We start from the raw sequence: 17,596 nt of genomic DNA, 5'->3' as shown, positions 1-17,596 counted from the left end.
AAGGTGGGGCTATCCTAGAGATCTCGCTGCAGAGCAACGAGCCTAGCGGCCAGCGCTTCGGACCGCTGTCGGGTTTCGCTGAGGAAGATGACATGGCAGTAGGCGCATGCCGTCACGCCCAGAAACAGCACAAGGCTGTTCTTCAAGGTGAAATCGACCGTTAGTTGGAACGGAAGGCCGCCGGGTACCGTGAAAGAGGCGATCGTGCTGGCTGTTTCGGAATGGCTGGTGACAGCGATCATCATCCCGGCGAAAAGCAGGGCGACGTGGTTGGCAAGGAAGAAGAACGCGGCCGACCTTCTTGTGCGGCACGCCATCCAGCAAGCGGTCGACGCGGCGGCCAGCATCAAGGCATCAAAAACCATCGACGACCCGAGATAAAGATCGACCTGTTGCCAGAACATCGTCGACAGCGGCCTTAGTTCAAGCCAAAACCGCCACATTGTGGGACTGGCCGGATATGCTCCCAGCAAGAAAGTCGCCATGCGCTCCCCTGCCAAGATCAGCAGGATCAGAGCTGGGAAGGCAAAGAGCATTATCGACTTGCGCTTCATGTCACCCTCGACAAACTGGCAACAAGATAGCTTGCAGAGATTGAGCGAGGCTTAACGGAGCGTTGGTGGTCCTGCGGCGGCGCAGCCAGCGGCGCAAGCCAGCTGCATATCAGAAAGCGCCATTCGCCATCAGTTGTTTTGGCTGAGCACGAGCGTCACCACCTTCGGCTCGACTCGTTGCAGACATCGTTCCGGAATATTGGGCCACATCGCCTTGGCGCATCCCTCTTCGCCTGGCGCCGGCGCCAGCGAGAGTTCTGAGTTACGGGCTTCCTCGGCGGTCGTAAGGAAGACCTGTGTAGCCAGCGCGGTCGCCATGGATACCTGGACGAGGATAAGGGCGTAAGCGAAACTTCTGATCATCCGCTCGAAACGCCGAACGCGCGAGCTGGTTCCAATGGCCTGCCCACCGGGTAACCACGATCGCGATTTTTGCGCTTCAGTGCCTTAGCAGTCATCGAATTCTTAGATAGCAAACCTTCGTCCATGTCCCAGCTCCTCGCCCAGACCGCGGAAACGGACGCGGTGGTTGTGGGCTCAACGTAGGTCTTGCCATTGCTGATCAGCGTGATTGCGCGGCAGACGACCGGTTCGATCTTCCGCGCGTGGCGCAAGGAGGATGTGGACGCGAGCCGCCTCCAAGTGCCGCTCAAGATTATCGAGATTCTGGACGATGGTGACATCGAGGAGATCGCGCCGCGCGTCTCCCAGTCGGCCAACAATCAGAACGAGGTCGACATGGCCGACTTCTCGTCCAATCATCGCTTCCACCGACGGATGCAGGAGCTTTCGGGTCGATCTGGGCGCGCCCGGCGGGCGGTATGCAACGTCAGTCACGCTGGTTCTACGAACGTGCGCGCGGTAGCGACGAAAGCTTCCTGCGCGGGCGTTTGACTGCGGCGTCGGCGCTGGCGCACCGGAGAAGTCTGCTGTTCGGGCTTCGTGCCGGCCGCTGCTCGCGCCAACTGTGGGTAAGTTCGCCGTCCCATCCGCTCGTCACGCCCTTCAGCATCGAACGCCTGGCTACCCTTCTCAGTCCATAATCGTTGTGCTTGCTCGCCTTCTGGGCTCTGGACCTTCGCGGTCATCCAGAGCATCGCGCCGTAGTTGGCAGCGCGATCGTAGTTGGTCAGATTAACGATGCCTGCCTTGACGAGGAGGCCGATCGGTAATGCGATGGATTTTTTGCACGAACATACACCAACAAACATATCAATTTGTGTTGCAGCCATGTTGCAGGGACAGCAAGGAATGGGCCGAGACATGCCCGGAAAGAAAGGATTTAAGCGACAGAGAGCCGGAAAGTTCGTGCAACATGGAACTACCCCAACCGTAATCGCCAGAAATCGAAATAAGCTCCCGGATGGGTTGGGCCGCCTTGGACATGGCGCAGACCATCGAATAAGATGGGTCTCGCCACCTACCTTGGACCGCGTCCGCAAATTGAAAAAACGCGAATATGTTGGGCCCGAAGCTCGTTACTTCTGGCGAAACGCGGAGTGGAACGACACAGCCAGCGGGCCTAAAATGTAGTCGAGTGCGGTGCGTTCCTCGGTGACGATCATGACTGACGCCGGCATGCCCGGATAAAGCGCAATCTGTGGGGCCGCGGCCAATTCCGCGGGATCGACCGCTACGTCGGCAAGATAGTAGGGAAGCCCGGTTTTGCTGTCGGTGACGCGATCCGCCGAAATGCGGGTGACCCGTCCATGAATGATCGGTATCGAACGCTGCTTGTAGGACGTGAAGCGGACCTCGGCCGTCATGTCGGCGCGCAGGCTGGATATGTCCTCGACCTTCACCTGCGCCTGAACGACCAACGAATTCCTAGCCGGCACGATGTCGAGGATGGTCTGGCCGGGGGCGACGATCGCGCCGGTCGAGAAAACGGTGAGATTCATCACCTGGCCGTCATAGGGCGCCCGCACTTCGGCGCGGTCGACCGTGGCTTGCGCGGCGAACATTTTCGGTACCAGGTCGGCGAGGTTGGACTGGGCGTCGATCAGCATGGTTGAGAGTTTTGCGCGGCGCTCGTTGGTGAGCTGCGCAATCTGGCTTTCAAGCTCGGCCTTACTCTGGCGGTTTCCGGCTATATCGCCGAGAGTCTGGTCGATCAGGCCCTGCAGGTCGGAGGCGGAGCGGTCGAGCTCCAGGACACGCGTGCGCGTTGTCAGGCCGGCCTTCAGCAACTTGTTGAGGCCTGCCTTTTCGTCAATCGTCGACTTGAGCTGCGCACGAAAAGATTCGACGCGCGCCTGCTTTCCATCGATCTGCTCGTCGAGTTCGGCTATCCGTTTCTGCAGGATCTGCTTGGCACCGGCCATCGAGGCGCGCTGGCTCCCGAGGTCGGCAATTTGGTTGGCCATCGCGTCCTGCAGATAGGCCTGGTGCTCAGCGGTGATGTCCTTCGGAAAGGCGACTGCCTCATGGCCGTCGAGCTCCGCACGAATGCGGGCATCGGTAGCGCGCAACAACGCATATTGCTGCGAATAGAGGTTGAATTCGGAACGGGCGTGCGTGTCCTCGAGCACCACCAGCACATCGCCTGCCTTGACGATGTCGCCATCCTTGACGCGGATCTCCTTCACCGTGCCGCCGTCGAAATGCTGTACGCTCTTTCGATTACCTTCCACCTTGACGACAGCGTCGGCGAGCACGGCGCCGTTCAGCGGGGCAAAAGCCGCCCAGCCGCCGAAGATGCCGAAGAAGGCAATGATGATCAGCAGGCCGACACAGGCCGGCACCCGGATCGAATCCGGGGCCAGGATACCGGTTTCGCCGGACAGGCTCCGGTAGGTGAGGGCGCCGTCGCTCATCGATCTCTCCGGCCACAGCTCATTGGGTTGCCACCGCCATTCGAGCCGCGCGCTGGTTGAGCAGCGCCACGATCTCGTTTCTCATGCCGAAGGCCTCGACGGCGCCATCGCGCAACAGAAGGATCTTGTCGACATTGGCCAAGGTCGAAGGCCGGTGCGAGACGATGATCACTGTGCTGCCGCGGCGCTTGAGCTCGATCGCGCACTCGCTCAGCGCGCGGTCGCCATCGGCGTCGAGATTGGAGCTCGGCTCGTCGAGAATGATCAGGTTCGGCGTTCCGAATACCGCACGAGCAAGAGCAATCCGCTGCCGATATCCTCCCGACAGCACTGCGCCGCCTTCGCCGATCTGGGTCTCGTAGCCCTGCGGCAGACGGATGATCATCTCGTGCACGCCGGCGAGCCGCGCGGCGGCTATCACCTCCTGGTCGACATTGGTCTTGAAGCGGCCGATGTTGGCGGCGACCGTATCGGCGAAGAGTTCGATATCCTGCGGCAGGTAGCCGATGTGGTCGCCGAGCGCGTCGTGCCCCCACTGCGACAGGTCGGCCCCGTCCAGCCTGACGGTGCCGCGGCTGGGTTGCATGACGCCCGCGAGATGACGCGCCAGCGTCGACTTGCCGGCGCCGGAAGGGCCGACGATTCCCAGCGCCTCGCCTGCGTCCAGCCGGAATGATACGTCGCGGAGAAGCACTTTCTGCTGGCTGGCAATTGCAAAGCTGACCTGCTCGACCGAAATCTTGCCGGTGGGCTTCGGCAGGTTGAAAGATCTTTCGTTCAGCGCGCCCCCGTCGACCAGCTTCTCGACCCTTGCCAACGCCGCCCGGGCCAGGATCAGGCTGCGCCAAAGGCCGACGATCTGCTCGACCGGCTGTAGCCCACGGCCCAGCAAGAGGCTCGCCGCAAACATGGTGCCGCCGGTGATCTGCCGCTCGATCACCAGATAGGCGCCGAGGCCGAGGATCAGCGACTGCATGGTGAGCCGCAGGAACCGGATCAGGCCGGACATCAGGGCGGCGCGATCGCTTGCCTCCGCTTGGCGCCGCAGCGCCAGGTTACGGTCGCGCCCCCAGCGGCGGATGAGACCGTCGATCATCCCCATGGCGCGAACGACTTCCGAGTTTCTGAGGCTCATTTCGGTAAAATTATAATTGGTCGTCGCCAGGTCGTTGGCCTGCTTCAGCGGCGAACGCACGAGATACTCGGTGAGCACGGCCATGGCGATCAAGAGCAGCGAGCAGCCCAGCGCGAAGAAGCCGAGCCACGGATGCAGCAGGAAGATGATGCCGATGTAGATGGGTGACCATGGCAGGTCGAACAGGGCATGGATGCCGCTGCCGGTGATCACCTGCCTGAACGTGTCGAAATCGCGGATCGGCTGGCTTTGTGAGGAGCCCGGCGACGGGGTCTCGACCGACGCGGCGAGGACTTTTGCCGACAGCAACCGGTCGAGCCGCGCGCTGGCACGCGTCAGGATGGAGGCGCGCACCAGATCGAGGCCGGCCAACGAAAGGAAGGCCGCCAGCAACACCAGGGTCAACATCACCAGCGTGGTTTCGCTGCCGCTGGTGACCACCCGGTCGTAGATCTGCAGCATGTAAAGCGGGGACGCGAGGTAGAGCAGATTGATCGCCAGACTGAATGCCGCCGCAACCAGGAAATAGCGGCGGCACGCCAGCAAGGCGTCCTTCACAATCTTGGATTTGTTGTCGAGACTCAAATACCCAGCGGAAAACCGCCCCCCTGTCCACGCCCGGAACCGATACTACTCCTGATCGTCCAATCGGCCACGTGGTTCCCTTCCTATTCTTGCCGTAAACCTTAATTCGTAAGCTGAATCAGGAGCCCGCAGCATGAGGAGAGCCGCGCCTATCCGTGCGGCTCTCCTTTTGGTTCACATCACAAAGTCGCTCACTTGCACCACCGTCCTGCCGGTGCCGTCGTCGGCAAGTGTGAAGCTGTGGGCATCGTAGACGCCGAGCAGGTGGAGCGTGGCGTTGTGCGTGCCGTCCGTGACGGTCAACGTCCCTCCGGCGCCGTCGAGGTCCGCCTGATAGGCAGCGGACGTTCCGGTGCCGAACAGGATGTCTTCGAGGTTCACCTTGTCGTCACTGGTGATGCCGGCGATGCTTCCGCTGAAATCGAAGGAATCGTCCAGCTGCAATGTGCCGGCGGCATCCGCCGCGAACTTGACGTCGGTTGAAGAGGCCGCACCGAACTCAAGCTTCGACAGATCGCCGATCGTGGCATCGCCGTCGCCAGTGACCTGGCCGTTAATGGCAATATTGCCGCCATTGGCCCAGATCATGCCGGAATTCGCCAGCCCGCCGGTGATCGTAAGGCCGCCGGAGCCGGTTGCCTCCAGCGTTCCCGAATTGACGACGACGCTGCCTCCGGTGTCGATGACCAGCGCGTTCGAGCCGGTGGCGATGATGGTGCCGCTGTTGTCAAGGCTGAGCATCCCGCCGCCCAGCTGACCGGCGCCTGAGATGGTGTTGTCGACATTGACCAGAGTGACGTCCGGCCCCGTGCCGGAGATGACGTTGGCGGCGCTGTCGGACAGCAGGATCTGCCCGCCACCCTGCAGGGTCACGCCATGCTGGATGACCTGCAACAGCGTATCGCCGCCGCCCGAGTCAAGCGTGATGAGACCGCTGTTGTTGATAATGCCACTCAGCGGCAGCAAAGCGCCGTCGCCGATCGTCATGGTGCCGGAATTGTTGACCAACGGTGTCTGGTCGAAGACGAAATTGCTTCCGGTGAGTGCGCTCGAGTGCACGCCGTCGAGCATGATCGACTGCCCGTCGCCAAGCGTGATCACCGCGTTGCCGTTGGCGTCGTCCGCCATATGCGCCTGGACATCGGCGAAGCCAACAAAGCCGGAATAGCCGATCAGATCGATCTTGTCCGCCGCCGCATCGAAGCTGTGGACTGTGTCATTGCCGATCGGCTGCGAGAAGACGAACAGGTCGTTGCCGCTTGAGCCGGTCAGCACGTCGTCGCCGGACCAGGCGAAGATCGGCGAGCCCGGCGCGTAGGCTTCGACATTGTCGACGATCAACGCGCTGCCGGTCGTGCCGTCTGCGTTGGTCCAGGTCATCTGGACGTCGAGCACGGCTGCGCCGGTGAATTCGGAAGGCGTGGTGACGGTCAGCGATTGCACGTCGTTCGTGTTAACCGTCCACGTGCCGTCGCCGTTGTTAGTGCCTTCATTCAAAGTCCACCCCGAAGGAACGCCGGCGATTGTGACTAAGACGGGGACAAGATTCGCCGACGGTGCGGTCAGGGCAAGATTGATCGGCTCTCCGGCGATGCCGGCGGGCGCTACAGCCAGGCCACCAGTATCCAGGAAATCGCCTGCCGCCACCGACGGGGTGCCTGCTAGATGGATTTCGAGCAGCCCAGAGTTGCCTTGCGCCAGGGCACCGGCGGTCTGGTTGGCGTAGACAATCGTCTGATTGGTGGCGCTGTCAAAATGCCAGGCGATAGTATGCGCCGCGACATTTGCGACCCCCACGTCGCTCGTTTTAAACGCCGTGAAAGCCGAAGCGATAAAGCTCGTCAAATCGATCTTGTCCGTCCCCGAAGTGAAATCGGCGATCGTGTCATAATTGGCAACGTTGTTGACAATGCCGGACTGGGAGTCGGTGATGGCATTGTACTTGAACGTATCGCTTTGCCCGCCCCCCGCCAGAAAATCGCCTCCGCCATTTCCAATAAGGGTGTCGGTCCCAGCACCAGCGATAATTCCGTCGAAGCCGGAGCCCCCCGCGATGGTGTCAGTTCCATTTAGACCGTAGAACAAATTAATTCCGGTTGTGGCCGATAGCGAGTCGTTACCGGTTCCTCCAGCTATAACATTGACTGGCACCGATAAGGTATTGGCCCCAAACGTAACTGTCACAGTGAGATGGTAAGTCGCGTTTGAGCCTACGTTAGATGTCCCGGTCGACAGCAGGCCTGTAGTCGAGTTGATAGCGAAGCTGTTGTTGTCGCCTACGTTGCTGGGGAGCGAGAAGGTATAGGTGTTCGCGTTAGGGTTCCCGATGACATTGAAAATTCCAAGGTCAGTGTTCTTGTTGAGCTGATTTCCGGATTCAAGATTACTGATTTGCGCTGAAGTCAAGGTCACCGCGAGGCCTGCCACCGCGACAGTGAAGTTCGAGCTCGGACCGGACAGCGCATGATTGTCAGTGGCCTGAACTCCGATCGTGTAGGAGCCCGCATTGAGACTCGAGCTGTCGGCGACGGTCACTACGCCGGTCGCCGAGTTGATAGCGAACAGATTGTTGGGATTGCTCGTAAAGCTATAGGTAACCGTGTCTCCGGCGTCGGGATCGGTCGAATTTGCCGTGACCCCGATAAGCGTGCCATTCGCGGCGTTCGCGGCAACGAAATTGTTCGCGCTGTTGGTATCGGTAGGCGCCGTCGGCGCCTCGTTGACGTTGGTGATGCTCAGCACCACGGCCTTGCTGGCGATCAGGCCGCCGCCGTCGGTGTCCACGACATTGAAGCTGTAGGAACTCTTGGCCTCGAAGTTGGCCGAGGTGTTGAGCGTGACTTGCCCACTGGAATTGATGCTCAACAGCGACGCATCGGTGCCGGTCAAGCTCCAGGTCTTGGTATTGTTCGGCGCCGTGGTGTCTGGATCGGTCGCCGTCGCGGTATGCACCACCGTGCTGGCCGGCGCGTTCTCCGCCACGCTAGCCGTCGCACCCGAGGTCACCGTCGGTGCCTCGTTGACGTCGGTGATGCTCAGCACCACGGCCTTGCTGCCAGTCAGGCCGCCGCCGTCGGTGTCCACGACATTGAAGCTGTAGGAACTCTTGGCTTCGAAGTTGGCCGAGGTGTTGAGCGTGACTTGCCCACTGGAATTGATGCTCAACAGCGACGCATCGGTGCCGGTCAAGCTCCAGGTCTTGGTATTGTTCGGCGCCGTGGTGTCTGGATCGGTCGCCGTCGCGGTATACACCACCGTGCTGGCCGGCGCGTTCTCCGCCACGCTAGCCGTCGCACCCGAGGTCACCGTCGGTGCCTCGTTGACGTCCGTCACATTGATGGTGAAGGTCTGCGCGGTGGTCGGGCCGGCTCCGTCGGAGGCCTGGACGGTGATGGTGTGGCTGGTCGCGTCCTCGAAATTGAGCAGCGCGGCGTTGGCGACCGTCACCACGCCGGTGGTGGCGTCGATGGCGAAGCGTCCGCCGGCATTGTCGCTCAGCGAGTACGTCACGGCCGGGCCGTTCGGATCGGTCGAATTTGCGGTGATGCCGACGGCGGTGCCGTTGATGGCGCCTTCCGCAACGCTGCCGCCGGTCGCGCCGTCGGTATCGGTCGGCGTGCTCGGATCAACGTCGGTGACGGCGATGGTGAAGGTCTGCGCGGTGGTCGGGCCGGCTCCGTCGGAGGCCTGGACGGTGATGGTGTGGCTGGTCGCGTCCTCGAAATTGAGCAGCGCGGCGTTGGCGACCGTCACCACGCCGGTGGTGGCGTCGATGGCGAAGCGTCCGCCGGCATTGTCGCTCAGCGAGTACGTCACGGCCGGGCCGTTCGGATCGGTCGAATTTGCGGTGATGCCGACGGCGGTGCCGTTGATGGCGCCTTCCGCAACGCTGCCGCCGGTCGCGCCGTCGGTATCGGTCGGCGTGCTCGGATCAACGTCGGTGACGGCGATGGTGAAGGTCTGCGCGGTGGTCGGGCCGGCTCCGTCGGAGGCCTGGACGGTGATGGTGTGGCTGGTCGCGTCCTCGAAATTGAGCAGCGCGGCGTTGGCGACCGTCACCACGCCGGTGGTGGCGTCGATGGCGAAGCGTCCGCCGGCATTGTCGCTCAGCGAGTACGTCACGGCCGGGCCGTTCGGATCGGTCGAATTTGCGGTGATGCCGACGGCGGTGCCGTTGATGGCGCCTTCCGCAACGCTGCCGCCGGTCGCGCCGTCGGTATCGGTCGGCGTGCTCGGATCAACGTCGGTGACGGCGATGGTGAAGGTCTGCGCGGTGGTCGGGCCGGCTCCGTCGGAGGCCTGGACGGTGATGGTGTGGCTGGTCGCGTCCTCGAAATTGAGCAGCGCGGCGTTGGCGACCGTCACCACGCCGGTGGTGGCGTCGATGGCGAAGCGTCCGCCGGCATTGTCGCTCAGCGAGTACGTCACGGCCGGGCCGTTCGGATCGGTCGAATTTGCGGTGATGCCGACGGCGGTGCCGTTGATGGCGCCTTCCGCAACGCTGCCGCCGGTCGCGCCGTCGGTATCGGTCGGCGTGCTCGGATCAACGTCGGTGACGGCGATGGTGAAGGTCTGCGCGGTGGTGGTCAGCGTCCCATCACTGGCAACCGCCTTGACCGTGTAACTGCCGCCACTGCTCTCGTAGTCGATCGTGCTGGCGCCCGCAGCGCTCACGCTCACCACGCCGGTGGTCGAGTTGATTTGGAACCGCCCACCTGCATCGTCGCTCAGCGAGTACGTCACGGTGCCGCCATGGACGTCGCTTGACGAGGCCGTCACCCCGACCAGCGTGCCTGCGGTCGCTCCCTCGGCAACGGAGTTGGCAGCGGCGTTGCCGTCCGTCGGGACGGACGGAGCTACATCACCCACCGCAATGGTGAAGGTCTGCGAGGCGCTGGTCAGCGTCCCATCACTGGCAACCGCCTTGATCGTGTAACTGCCGCCACTGCTCTCGTAGTCGATCGTGCCGGCGCCCGCAGCGCTCACGCTCACCACGCCGGTGGTCGAGTTGATTTGGAATCGCCCGCCGGCATCGTCGCTCAGTGAGTACGTCACCGTGCCGCCATGGACGTCGCTTGACGAGGGTAGTGTGCTGAGAGTTCTGCAAATTCGCTGAGAGGGGGCGGTCATGGCAGGCTGGTGATTGTTCACGTCACCTGATTCCCGCGAAGGAACGCCACCATGACCAAGACTGAAGTTAAGACCGCCAGCGCTGCCGTCAAAGACATTTTGCTTTCGAACCCGGATGGATTGCACGAGGTGCTCCGTGCGGTGATGCAGGAGGTGCTTGAGGCCGAGATGGACGAGGCGCTGGGTGCCTCGAAGAGCGAGCGCACGCCCGAACGGCTTGGCTATCGCTCGGGCTATTACGGCCGTACCCTTGTGACGCGGGTCGGCAAGCTCGAGCTGCGGGTTCCGCAGGACCGTGCCGGGCGCTTCTCCACCGAGCTGTTCGAGCGCTACCAGCGTTCCGAGCGGGCCTTGGTGGCGACGCTGGCGGAGATGTATGTGCAGGGCGTGTCGACCCGCAAGGTGAAGGCGATCACGGAAGAACTGTGCGGCCATGCCTTCTCGGCCTCGTCGATCTCGGCCATCAACAAGCGGCTGGACGAGAGCCTCGCTGCCTTTGCCAGGCGCCCCCTTCAAGAGCCGTTTCCTTACCTCATCCTCGATGCGCGCTACGAGAAGGTGCGTGAAGCCGGTGTTGTCATGAGCCAGGCGGTGCTGATAGCGGTCGGTATCGACTGGGACGGAAGGCGCCAGATCCTGGCCGTGGAGATGGCCAATCGCGAGAGCCGCTCGGCCTGGAGGGACTTCCTCGTCGGCCTCAAGGCGCGCGGCCTCAAGGGCGTCGAGTTGGTCGTGTCCGATGATCACGCCGGCCTGGTGGCAGCGATCGGCGAGGTGATCCCCGAAGCCGCCTGGCAACGCTGCTACGTGCACTTCCTCAGGAACGCGCTCGATCATCTGCCGAGGAAGCACGGCGACGACTGCCTGCAGGAATTGCGCTGGCTCTACGACCGGCGCGATCTCGCAGAGGCCAGGGCTGATCTTGCCGCATGGCTTGCCAAATGGTCGGCACGCTATCCGCGCCTGACAGGCTGGGCCGAGGATGCCATCGAACAAACCCTGACCTTCTTCAGGCTGCCGAGACAGCACCACAAGCATCTCAAATCCACCAACATGCTGGAGCGGCTCAACGAGGAAATCCGCCGGCGCACCTATGTCGTGCGCATCTTCCCCAACACCGAAAGCTGCCTGCGCCTGGTCAGGGCGTTGGCCGTCGAGACCAATGAAAACTGGATGGAGGCCAACCGATACATCAATATGGACGTCCTGCGCGAGCACAAGAAGCTCGCTCTGCGCCAAGCCGCATGACCAGCATCATGGCCGCCCCATTTTGCAGAACTTGACGCACACAACCTTGACGAGGCCGTCACCCCGACCAGCGTGCCTGCGGTCGCTCCCTCGGCTACCGTATTGGCCGCGGCATTGGTATCGGTCGGCGTCGAGGGAGCCACGTCGGTCACCGCAATGGTGAAGCTCTGGGTAGTTATCCCCCCGTGGCCATCGCTCGCCTGTACTGTAATCGTATGGCTGGTCGCCGTCTCGTAGTTGAGCAGCGAGGCGTTGGCGACCGTCACCACGCCAGTGATGGCGTTGATCCCAAACCGGCCGCCGGCATTGTCGCTCAGGCTGTAGGTGATCGTGTCACCGTCAGCATCGGTTGCAATCGCGTGATCCCGACCGGGCTGCCATTGACGGCGCCTTCCGAAACACTGCCGCCGACGGCACCGTCGCTGTCAGTCGGCGTCGAGGGCGCGTGATTTGTTGTTCCTTGCTCGTTGAGAACTACAATCTGCTCAATACCGGTGATTTTAAGATCGAGCGTCTTGAAGGTATAGACAGAGCTATCAGCCTGGCCAGTTTGCGCGCTGATGTGTGCGGGAAGCCATACGTTTTTGACGTAAGCGATCTCTGCCGCAATGGCCGCGTCGCTGAACTGAGCTGCGCTCAGCCAGATCTGCATAGTGTCGACGTCGGGTGTGGATCCAGTCTTACCGAGCTGCACCGCGCCGTTTCCGCCATCGTAGGAATCATAACCCGAAAAAGTGGTCCCGCCCAGCAACGTTTGAGTTGGCACGATCCCGTTGATGGTCTGGTCTGTTCCGGAATACAGCATCCCGCCTGTCACCGTCTGGGTGGAACTCGCGAATGTGCTTCCAAGGCGGTACTGGTTTTCATAGGCCTTATAGATCAGAGTGTCCGTCCCTGACCCGCCGAGAACAGTATCGAACCCGCTACCGCCATTGAGGACGTCATCACCCGATCCGCCGTTCAGGCGATCGTCTCCAGCGCCCCCGGACAGTATGTCCACACCACTACCGCCGACCAGATTGTCGTTGCCGCTTGTACCAGTTGTCGTTGCCATACCCCGTCCCCTATCTCGCTAGTTGTTCTTGTCGATCAAGACGTGTCGACATCGACCTGCCGCTTGCAGCGGCGTCGCTCAAAAATTGTGAACCTATGAGGGCAAGTTCGCCTTCGCCAACAAACGGCTTGATCCTGGGCGAGAGCGCCGGACCAAATGAGTTCGCATCCAGACCAATGGCATGTGTACCAATGCCAAACGCCCACGCTCGCGAGTCCGGCAAACACAGCTTGATGCCTGCTGAATCTGCGCAGGCAACAGCGGGCTTCTTCGGATCGGTCGAGGCGGAAAACTCATCATTCGGAGAGCAAAGTGCGATTTCGGCCAGATCGCTACTCGACCCATCGAGAGATATAATGGTCAGAACGGTGGAAATGGGGACGGGCGCATTTTCGGCTAAGCGGTAGGTATAATCTCCGCCCTGTGGCGTATCGGGAAGCAACGTCGAAATTCCGTCGGCGTGTACGATTTGAGAAGCAGCCATTATAACCCTCTTACTCATACACAGATGCCCCCACATCCGTTTACCGACCGCACTGAAAAGACAAAGCACTCGCTATCAAAGCTCATAGACTTCGTCAGCCCACCCAACCGCCGCTATGTTACGCCTTGCGAACGGCTGACTCAGCAGTACCGTTTACGGATGGCGGCTCGATGTTGATGATGATGATGATGTTGCGACGAGATTGGTCGTCGCGCTGCGTCTCCCCTTGCGTCGGCAAACTCGTCGGCTGCCGATCATGTTTTTAAGAAAATGCTTATATTAGGAGATTATTAACTCTTCCGAGGGGGAGTCGTCAACATTCGACTAGCGTGACAGTTAACAGTCAAAATAAAACGTGCACGGAACCGGCTGCGGACCGCCTTCCAGAAACGCATGCCCCAGTGAGGGGAAGGTGTAGCAGCAACCGCCGATCTCATGGACAATTGCGTTTCACTGTGTCGGTTGCTGTAACCATCTGAGAGGGTCCCAAGAGTCCGAATTTCCGCACCTTGGCCTTGTCTTTCGACCAGGAAGGGCAGGGATGGTCTGATTTCGATGCATCGTCTCCGGTAGGAGAGGTAATTAGGCGCGATCAATATCCGGTTTCGATCATTCTCAGGCCGGCTCGAATTGTCCTGGAAGTCTTAATTGACATCGAGAAGGTGATGGGGCTGCCCGTCAAGGATCTGCTCCAAGCAGTTAATCCAAAACCTCACCAATCTTTTGGAAAACGCGGCGGCTGAAAAGGCGGGAGCAATCCAAAATGGCCGGCACACTGATCTCCTTCAAAATTGCCGATATTGCGCGCGGATCAAGAGCGCACGCTAAGGCAACATGGAGCCTGGCAGGGTAGAGGCGACGGGCAAGATCGTGGTCATCGCCGCTACACATACGAGCGAACCGGAAAACCCCGTCGACCAGTGTATAAAAAATCATGCGCGTTCGTCTTAAGGGGCTGAACAGCCGCACGAAACAACTCGCCGACGGCAGCCTCGTCACCTACTAGTGGGCTTGGAAGGGCGGGCCACCTTGCCTGGCAAGCCTGGAGATCCCGAATTCATCGCAGCCTACAAAGCTGCCGCCGCGACCAAGGCCAAGCCGCGCCAGGGCGCGCTGCCGTCCGTGCTGAATGAATTTCAGGCCAGCTCGGATTTGGATGACCTGGCGCCGCGCACGCAAGCCGACTATGTCAAGCTGATCAAGGTTATCGGAAACAAATTCGGTGACTTCCCGCTGTCGGGCATGAGCGACCGCCGCACGCACGGCATCTTCATGGAGTGGCGCGACGAGCGCGCCAAGGCATCGCGCCGACAGGCAGACTATGGCTGGCAGGTGCTGGCGAGGATCCTGTCCTGGGGACACGGTCGCGGCCTTGTGTCAGCCAATCCTTGCGAGAAGGGCGGGCGCCTCTATCGCGGCACCAGGGTGGCTAACGTCTGGACTGCCGCCGACGAGGCCGCATTCTATGCCAGCGCTCCCGCGCACCTGCATCTGCCGCTCACACTGGCCTTGTGGACCGGCCAGCGCCAGGGCGACCTGCTGCGGCTCACTTGGCAGCAGTATGACGGCAAGGTGATCCGCCTGCAGCAATCCAAGACCGGAACTCGTGTGGTCATTCCCGTCGGAGGGCCGCTCAAGGCTGCGCTCGGGGCGCTGCGCGACAAGGTCGGGCAGATACTTTTGAACAGCGACGGCGTGCCATGGACCTCAGATGGCTTTCGATCATCTGGCGCAAGGCCTGCGCCTCGGCCGGGGTGGTCGGAGTGACCTTCAATACATTCGCGGGACTGCTGTAACGCGCCTGGCGCTCGTCGAGGCCTGGGTGCCGGAAATCGCAACGATCACCGGCCACAGCCTTCGGGATGTGGCCGCAATTTTCGATTCTAACTGCCTCAACCGAGAGCCGGCGCTCGGCGAAAGCGCCATCCGCAAGCTCGAACGGGAACAAAAATTACCGACCGGGCGTCCGACTGACACGAAATGTTCTAATGACGAAACGGGAAAATGGCTTTAAAATCAACTGGCTGGGGAACCTGGATTCGAATCATAGCTGCAGGTCACGTCGCACCTTTACCAGATAGGCGTCGGCATCCTTCTGCCAGCCAGCGAACTTCATCGGAGGGCAGGGTGCGCTTGCGGACCTGAGCCATTCCTATTCCTCGCGGTACTTTGGATGACGTTGCGTGGTGTGGGAGCGAGCTTGCCAGACCGGATAGCGTTCCGCCTCTTTCGCCAACTCTCTATTTCCGCGACGCTCCGATGGCCTCGAAAACCTCTTGGCCGATGGGGACGTCTCCGGAGACGTATTCATTCGCAAGCTTGATTGCGTCGCCCAACTTTGGCGCAAGTTCAACCAAAAGATTGAACACTATCCAGACCGGAACATTAGCGCCGACTAACGGTTAATGTCGGCAGTGTCCCGAATCATGATTGGCTGGAGCGATGGCGGTACTGGCGTTCGATCTTGTCTATTTTTCCGGCCTGACCGTAGGCGACCTGCTGGGCAGCGTCATTTCGTTGCTGGCGTGTTTGGTGCTCTACAATGCTTTGGCTACGGACCGCCCGAACCGATAGGTCGGGTCTAACCCGCGATCGCCATTCCAAAGCCAAGGCCCAGGCCAATTGCGACGCCAAGGAACAGCTTGCCGGCCATGTCGATGCGAAGGCGCATACAGGGCGCCATGCGTCTGTGCGGGCGCTCTGAGGCCGTTGCCGATGTCATCGAAGATCGTTTCCATCGGTCGAGTCTCCGAATCTGTGAATCCCCTGTTTGATCCGTCAAAGTCTAACGATCAGGGAAGCGCCATGGAAAGCACGTGCAGTAACGGTTGGTTCAACCATTGCTGGTATAAGTGTGGGGTGGGTGGCGGCTCCGACAGCTCGGGGGTGGAACTGAGTGCCGAAGCCGCCTGCGCAGCCAAGGTTGGGGTTTGACCGCGCCGTCCTATTCTGGGACAGCGCGGTCAACGATTCGTTAAAATGATCCGGACCTAATTAAGTCGATGCCAATTGCGCCCTTCGGCCTTTTTGCGTCAGCCGGGAACATCCTCGCTCCGAGGCTGTTCGGTCACACCCGGCTCGTTCTCAGCGGTCCTGCCGGTGACCAAGATGGCCCCTCACTCATCATGGTCGGCCCGCGCTCGGAAGCAGGCGCGGGCCATCCCTGCACAAGCCCGGCGTCTCCAGATGTCAGCGCTCTGGCGCGAGCCGGACTGCATAACGATTGCGGATGTGGCTGTTAAAATAGACGCCCTTGGCAAGGCAGCTTTGAACGCAGCAACTGCCTCAGCAGGTACGTCCAAAAACTCGTAATGCTTCCCGCACCACTGCGGCCGTTCTAGAGCATGCCTCAGAACGTTCTCAAACGAGGTTAGCTGGAGTGGACTTCATAGCGTCACGGGAAACATACGGAACGATACGGGAAGATTTCTGATTTTGGCCCAAGAAAAAACTAAGAAAATCAACGATTTTTAGACACCCTCCGGGCCCACCAGTCGCCTTCATGCACAAGGCTTTGCGTCGAGGGTAGACAACCTGGTTAGACAGTGGGTTAGACAAACCGCTTCAGAAGCTTCGCCATGCCATCCACGGCGAGCCGCTCCTGCTCCGTCCTTGCTGTAAAGCTCTACGTGGTCCAGGACGTCGTGGCCGAGAATGCCTGCCGATTGTTTCGGGGTCGCGCCCTCCTTGGCCAGGTACTTCCCCAGCGTCTTCCGAAGTCCATGCAGCTTGCAGCCGGGCCCCATGCCCGCCATCTTGGTTCAGTGCGCCATCATGCCGGTCAGCGACTTTCTCAGAGAAGGAATTGCCGTAGGCCTTCAAAATCACCGTGTCGGCCGAACCCCAATGCTTCGGTGAGCACATAGGTGATCGTTAGCGCACTTCAAATGCGATCCGCTGCTCACTAATTACTTGATCCCGTAAATTACATGATCACGTATCGACTTTTGCATTGAAATCCCGAATTCGGTGGCCTTATAAAACTGATGCTGCCATTGCTCGTAGGTCGGCTGTGATGGATAACGCGGCTCCATTCCGCAAGGCCGTCCCTTGCGTCGAAGTGACAGAAACCTGCGGCGAATGGTTCGTCCGCGTGGTTGAGAAAGATCAGGAAATTGCCCGGTCATTCAATCAGGAATCGTTCGCGTTATCCTTTGCAGAAGGCCAGCGGATACGCCTAGGGCTAGCGAAGGTCGTGCGCCTGTAGGGCGCTGTGGGGCGGCATTGTAGGCATCCAAGCATGAGCGGAACCTAATTTGCAGCCGCAAATTAATGTCCAATGAATGAACTCCCAAACCGGAAAAAACTCGTGCCTGACCCTCAACCTCGGCGGGGCTCCAACAAAGGTGTGTTGCTAGCGGCTGCAGCGCTGCTGTTTGCCTTTCTCGCTCTTATTCTGTTTGGGTTTTTTCAGTAACTGCGCGCGGCGCCGTCGTCCTAGAGAGGGCAGAGCACCTGCCGACGTGATCTTCGATCCGCTCGCGTCCCAGCGGCGGGCCGATCATACAAGCCGGCTCGGTTCGTCGCTCCTGACGGGTTGATCGGTCCCACAGAGCAGGTTGATCATCGGCAATTTCTTGGCAGCGCCGG

The 17,596-nt window shown here is 60.7% G+C and carries 15 protein-coding genes and 1 pseudogene; 7 read left to right on the top strand and 9 right to left on the bottom strand.

Annotation, left to right across the window (positions count from 1 at the left end):
• Positions 1-14: 14 nt before the first annotated feature.
• Both AC3CCE_RS03600 and AC3CCE_RS03595 read right to left on the bottom strand, forming a co-directional pair.
• On the bottom strand, positions 15-554 hold the full coding sequence (locus AC3CCE_RS03600; protein WP_352627296.1) for a hypothetical protein: 540 nt from the start codon (positions 552-554) through the stop codon (positions 15-17).
• A gap of 129 nt (positions 555-683) precedes the next feature.
• Entirely contained in the window at positions 684-917 is a 234-nt protein-coding gene (locus tag AC3CCE_RS03595; RefSeq protein WP_352561672.1) for a hypothetical protein, read from the bottom strand.
• A gap of 192 nt (positions 918-1,109) precedes the next feature.
• Here AC3CCE_RS03595 and AC3CCE_RS03590 point away from each other — a divergent pair, with 192 nt between their 5' ends.
• Complete coding sequence (locus AC3CCE_RS03590; protein WP_023818926.1) at positions 1,110-1,448, top strand: AIPR family protein; 339 nt, start codon at positions 1,110-1,112, stop codon at positions 1,446-1,448.
• On the opposite strand, the gene AC3CCE_RS03585 is transcribed toward AC3CCE_RS03590, so the two are convergent.
• The 4 genes from AC3CCE_RS03585 to AC3CCE_RS03570 all read right to left on the bottom strand — a co-directional run bounded on the left by AC3CCE_RS03585 (position 1,388) and on the right by AC3CCE_RS03570 (position 10,220).
• Positions 1,388-1,786, bottom strand: a complete 399-nt coding sequence (locus AC3CCE_RS03585) for a conjugal transfer protein TraD (protein WP_352627294.1) — start codon at positions 1,784-1,786, stop codon at positions 1,388-1,390. The genes AC3CCE_RS03590 and AC3CCE_RS03585 overlap by 61 nt on opposite strands.
• Positions 1,787-2,032: 246 nt before the next feature.
• Positions 2,033-3,370, bottom strand: a complete 1,338-nt coding sequence (locus AC3CCE_RS03580; protein ID WP_352513730.1) for an HlyD family type I secretion periplasmic adaptor subunit — start codon at positions 3,368-3,370, stop codon at positions 2,033-2,035.
• A 19-nt stretch (positions 3,371-3,389) separates the two neighbouring features.
• The gene (locus AC3CCE_RS03575) at positions 3,390-5,090 is read right to left on the bottom strand and encodes a type I secretion system permease/ATPase (protein WP_352573811.1); all 1,701 of its coding nucleotides are present in this window, start codon (positions 5,088-5,090) and stop codon (positions 3,390-3,392) included.
• A 174-nt stretch (positions 5,091-5,264) separates the two neighbouring features.
• Positions 5,265-10,220, bottom strand: coding sequence for a beta strand repeat-containing protein (locus AC3CCE_RS03570; protein WP_488377100.1), 4,956 nt, complete (start codon positions 10,218-10,220; stop codon positions 5,265-5,267).
• A 51-nt stretch (positions 10,221-10,271) separates the two neighbouring features.
• Here AC3CCE_RS03570 and AC3CCE_RS03565 point away from each other — a divergent pair, with 51 nt between their 5' ends.
• Positions 10,272-11,468, top strand: a complete 1,197-nt coding sequence (locus tag AC3CCE_RS03565; RefSeq protein WP_488377099.1) for an IS256 family transposase — start codon at positions 10,272-10,274, stop codon at positions 11,466-11,468.
• A 215-nt stretch (positions 11,469-11,683) separates the two neighbouring features.
• Here the strand turns inward: AC3CCE_RS03565 and AC3CCE_RS03560 are convergent.
• The 3 genes and pseudogenes from AC3CCE_RS03560 to AC3CCE_RS03550 form a co-directional block, all read right to left on the bottom strand.
• A pseudogene (locus tag AC3CCE_RS03560) lies at positions 11,684-11,785 on the bottom strand (hypothetical protein); the annotation flags it as partial.
• Positions 11,782-12,522 carry a calcium-binding protein gene (locus AC3CCE_RS03555; protein ID WP_352626960.1) on the bottom strand — a complete coding sequence of 247 codons (741 nt, stop codon included), beginning with the start codon at positions 12,520-12,522 and terminating at the stop codon, positions 11,782-11,784. The pseudogene AC3CCE_RS03560 and the gene AC3CCE_RS03555, both read right to left, overlap by 4 nt.
• 10 nt (positions 12,523-12,532) lie before the next feature.
• Complete coding sequence (locus AC3CCE_RS03550; RefSeq protein WP_352626962.1) at positions 12,533-13,006, bottom strand: hypothetical protein; 474 nt, start codon at positions 13,004-13,006, stop codon at positions 12,533-12,535.
• Positions 13,007-13,515: 509 nt separating this feature from the next.
• Here AC3CCE_RS03550 and AC3CCE_RS03545 point away from each other — a divergent pair.
• The 5 genes from AC3CCE_RS03545 (at position 13,516) to AC3CCE_RS03525 (ending at position 17,213) form a co-directional block, all read left to right on the top strand.
• Entirely contained in the window at positions 13,516-13,749 is a 234-nt protein-coding gene (locus tag AC3CCE_RS03545) for a hypothetical protein (protein WP_352513633.1), read from the top strand.
• Positions 13,750-14,035: 286 nt separating this feature from the next.
• Positions 14,036-14,773: a site-specific integrase gene (locus AC3CCE_RS03540; protein ID WP_352513634.1), complete on the top strand. Its 738-nt coding sequence runs from the start codon at positions 14,036-14,038 to the stop codon at positions 14,771-14,773.
• Positions 14,718-15,020 carry a hypothetical protein gene (locus AC3CCE_RS03535; RefSeq protein ID WP_352513635.1) on the top strand — a complete coding sequence of 101 codons (303 nt, stop codon included), beginning with the start codon at positions 14,718-14,720 and terminating at the stop codon, positions 15,018-15,020. Before AC3CCE_RS03540 ends, AC3CCE_RS03535 begins: the two co-directional genes overlap by 56 nt.
• Positions 15,021-15,448: 428 nt before the next feature.
• Positions 15,449-15,580, top strand: a complete 132-nt coding sequence (locus tag AC3CCE_RS03530) for a hypothetical protein (protein WP_352513636.1) — start codon at positions 15,449-15,451, stop codon at positions 15,578-15,580.
• Positions 15,581-17,021: 1,441 nt separating this feature from the next.
• Complete coding sequence (locus AC3CCE_RS03525) at positions 17,022-17,213, top strand: hypothetical protein (RefSeq protein WP_352513637.1); 192 nt, start codon at positions 17,022-17,024, stop codon at positions 17,211-17,213.
• Positions 17,214-17,596: the final 383 nt, after the last annotated feature.

This window comes from Mesorhizobium sp. P160187, assembly GCF_057766425.1.
The sequence above is the reverse complement of the archived record's forward strand: the minus strand, read 5'-3'. Positions and strand labels throughout refer to the sequence as shown.